General features: G+C 67.9%; 5 protein-coding genes and 1 pseudogene. 5 read left to right on the top strand and 1 reads right to left on the bottom strand.

Annotated features, from left to right (window positions below; genetic code table 11):
* Positions 1 to 299, top strand: a pseudogene (locus ACQKIP_RS44015) (hypothetical protein); the annotation flags it as partial.
* Positions 300 to 324: 25 nt separating this feature from the next.
* On the opposite strand, the gene ACQKIP_RS44010 reads toward ACQKIP_RS44015, so the two are convergent.
* Positions 325 to 906, bottom strand: a complete 582-nt coding sequence (locus ACQKIP_RS44010) for an XRE family transcriptional regulator (protein WP_365867168.1) — start codon at positions 904 to 906, stop codon at positions 325 to 327.
* Between the two features lie 347 nt (positions 907 to 1,253).
* Between ACQKIP_RS44010 and ACQKIP_RS44005 the strand changes: the two genes are divergently transcribed.
* From ACQKIP_RS44005 to ACQKIP_RS43990, 4 genes are all read left to right on the top strand, one after another.
* On the top strand, positions 1,254 to 1,508 hold the full coding sequence (locus tag ACQKIP_RS44005) for a hypothetical protein (RefSeq protein WP_365867171.1): 255 nt from the start codon (positions 1,254 to 1,256) through the stop codon (positions 1,506 to 1,508).
* Entirely contained in the window at positions 1,508 to 1,699 is a 192-nt protein-coding gene (locus tag ACQKIP_RS44000) for a hypothetical protein (protein ID WP_365867141.1), read from the top strand. The genes ACQKIP_RS44005 and ACQKIP_RS44000 overlap by 1 nt, the downstream gene beginning before the upstream one ends.
* Positions 1,666 to 1,893, top strand: coding sequence for a hypothetical protein (locus ACQKIP_RS43995; RefSeq protein ID WP_365867139.1), 228 nt, complete (start codon positions 1,666 to 1,668; stop codon positions 1,891 to 1,893). Before ACQKIP_RS44000 ends, ACQKIP_RS43995 begins: the two co-directional genes overlap by 34 nt.
* Before the next feature lie 654 nt (positions 1,894 to 2,547).
* On the top strand, positions 2,548 to 2,995 hold a 448-nt coding region (locus tag ACQKIP_RS43990; RefSeq protein WP_427745569.1), incomplete at its 3' end, for a hypothetical protein.

Below are 2,995 nucleotides of genomic sequence, written 5' to 3'. Positions count from 1 at the left end.
GCGCAGACATGGTTCTGGGTGCCGGCGAGATCAGCTTCGGGCGCGAGGCAGGCCGGTGGACCGTGAGCGAGATCAGCAACCAGTCCACCGGGTACTGCCCGGACGTCAGTTCCTGGGCGGAGGTCGCCCGTGCCCTGGAGGCCGCCGGGCTCCAGGGGCCTCCCGGCTTCACCCGGGAGGTGGTCTTCCGGCGGTGCCCCGCCTGCCAGGAACACAACATCGTGCGCGAGGACGACTTCGTCTGCGTCTTCTGCGACAGCGAGCTGCCCGCGGCGTGGAACGTGGGCCCCGCCGGGTGAGGAAGGCCGGGCCGCGCGCAGGCGGTTACGAGCCGATCGGCACGCCTCTGCTCCAGAGCTCCTCGGCGTGCTCCGCGAACCGGTCGAACATGCCTCCCTCGCCCCGGCGGCGCAGATGCAGCAGGGGGGAGTCATGCCCGACCAGACGGGCCAGGTGCGGCGTCACCAGGGCCTCCTGGTCGAACCGGAACACACTCAGAGCGACATGGTTCGGGGCGTCCTCAACAGCGCTGAAGCGAGCCTCGAGCCCGTCCAGCGGCTCCAGCCGGGTGAGGGCTTCCAGCGTCATCCGGACGCGGGTGGAAACCGTCAACGCGACATCCTCGATGAGCTCGCGCTGTCTTGTCACGTCGCTCCCGGGATCGCCGACCAGGAACCTGACGCGGCACCCCGCCTCCGTCTTGTGGCGCAATGCGTCCGAGAAGGCGGGCAGCTGGGTCCACAGGAAATAGTTCGTGTACCCGGCAAAGAAGATGTCCTGCGAGGCGGCGCCCAGCAAGTCGCCCCACACCGTGGACGGAGCCGCAGAGCGGTACGGATACGACTGGACGATCTCGAGATCTCCTCCCGCCTTGATGCGGTCCTTCACTGCCCGGGGCCACAACATCTCTTCGTCAACTCCCAACACCTGTGCAGTGTCTTGTCTGTTCCTGGCATGGGGAACCAGTTCCGTGTCAGACAGCCACCGCTCGATCGTCTTGCCGGTCACCCCGATACGGGCCGCGAGCCGGCGAGGCGACTGCCCGGCCGAATCCGTAGCTGATCGTGGGTTCGTATTCAAGGCATTCCCCAAGACGTTTGGGCCTTTTCCACGGTAGTGCCCAGCGGTCACAAGCGTCCGCGTAAGGAGAGGAGATACGTCCCTCATGCCGGTCGACGCTCTGCCGTACGGACAGACCCCCGCACCTGGCCAGACAAGCCGGGGGCGTGGCCGACTGGTAAGGAGCCGACGCCATGGACGACAACCGCCCTCCCGGCACCGGGGAAACAACGAGCCAGGACCCCGCGGTGCGCCCGCTCGCCATCGATACCCGACGCATGCGACTGGGCCAGGTGATGGGTCACGAGGGACCGTACGTCCAGCTGCGTCCGCCGGGCGGCGGACGCGAGTGGGACGCCCGGCCCGAGGATGTCCGCCCGGCCCGGGAAGAGGAGGTGCTGCGCGCGAGCGTCGCCGCAGTGCGCGCCACGATGCAGGAGCAGACGTGATGACGAAGTTGGATCGGCTGCCCGACCCGAAGAGCCTGAACTGCGAGCAGCTCCACGAACAGGCGTGCGCCCTGTGCGGAGCCCGCCTCTTCCGGGACCGTTTCCTGGGCGCGGTGCGGCATCCGTACACGCCGGCTGAGTTCATCGAATTGTGGGCGTGCGCCCCGCAATGCAGGGCGGCCGTTCGGTGATCAAGGTGTGCCGCGAATGCGACGAGCCGACGACCGAGCCGATCCCCGTCGCCCTGGAACACGTGGCGAGTGCCGGTGGCCGCGTTGTCTATCTGTGCCCGCGGTGCCGTTTCGCGCTCGGGGGCGTGCCGCTGCACGAGCATCCCAAAGGCAGCCACGGGCGCCTGCGCTACGAGAAGGAACCGCCCGCCTGAAATCCCCGGACTGGCGCCCTCCCGTCAACGCCCGCCGGGCCGGACGTGAAGCGTCCTCGTCCCCCTGCGAACGAGGACGCTTCACATCCGGGCAGCTGCTGCTGGCCGTGGCGATAAGGGACCCCGGCCGGGAGGCCAGCCGCGCAGTCCCGTCGTGCCCGAGCCCTCCTGCGGCTCTGCGCATCCACTGACCGCGCGGGCTGCCTGTCCCCCCGCCTGCTAGAGAGGTATCCCCCTTCGCACGCCTTGTTGCAGGCCATCCGGGCCCTCCCGGTTTCCCGCGCGTCCTGCAACTCGATGTCCGCAAGGGCACCCGGACAGACATCGTGCCGGGAGCGCCCGACGGACGCAGACAATCCACGCCGCGCCAATGCTATTCTCCCGCAGTAATTCCATAAATGTCTCCGCGAATAACCCAAGGCGGACTCATTCCTCAATGAGTATGACATCCCCGCGCCGGTTATTCGGATATCGGAATTGCGGAGGGGCTGTCCGGGCGGGAATGCGGCACTGTATTTTCCCTGGTGAGGGCTATTGAATTACGCCGGAAATGCGAGACAATTGAATTGTCGAGACGCAGCGGAAAGGGAGCGCGTCGCGGACGATCGGAGGGCGATCGTGGGCAATTCGACTCTCAGCGTCACAGCGGAACAGATGGCACAGGTGACGCCGGAAGACTTCAGGGATATCCAGCGCAAATCCCGCGGATACTGCCGTGCCGTGGACGGCACCCGCTCCCGCAAACGAATGGACGGCAGCGCGACCGTATCGCGCGCCGGATATTCGCCCTACGGGACCGATGACGCCAGCGACGACGTGACGCAGGACGCCGTCCTGCGGTTCGCCAAACGCCTCGGGGAGATCACGCAGCGCTGCGCGGTTGCCGCGCAATGGATCACTTCGCGTACCCCGGCAGCCTGGCAGTACGTGCGGCGCGACGGCGAAACGATCGTCGTCAGCCGCTCCGCCATCCGCTACTGGGCGGTCCGGGACGCTGCCGCGGCCAACGGCTACCGGCTGGACGTGAAACCCGACGCTCCCGAGGGCCAGCCCGGGGCGCAGGCCATGCGCGGCCTGCCGCACGCCGCCACCCTGCAGACCC

It is taken from the genome of Streptomyces sp. NPDC059900 (assembly GCF_050270335.1).
Lineage (GTDB): Bacteria > Actinomycetota > Actinomycetes > Streptomycetales > Streptomycetaceae > Streptomyces.
Note: the sequence above shows the minus strand (reverse complement) of the source record. Positions and strands in the feature narration are given on the sequence as shown.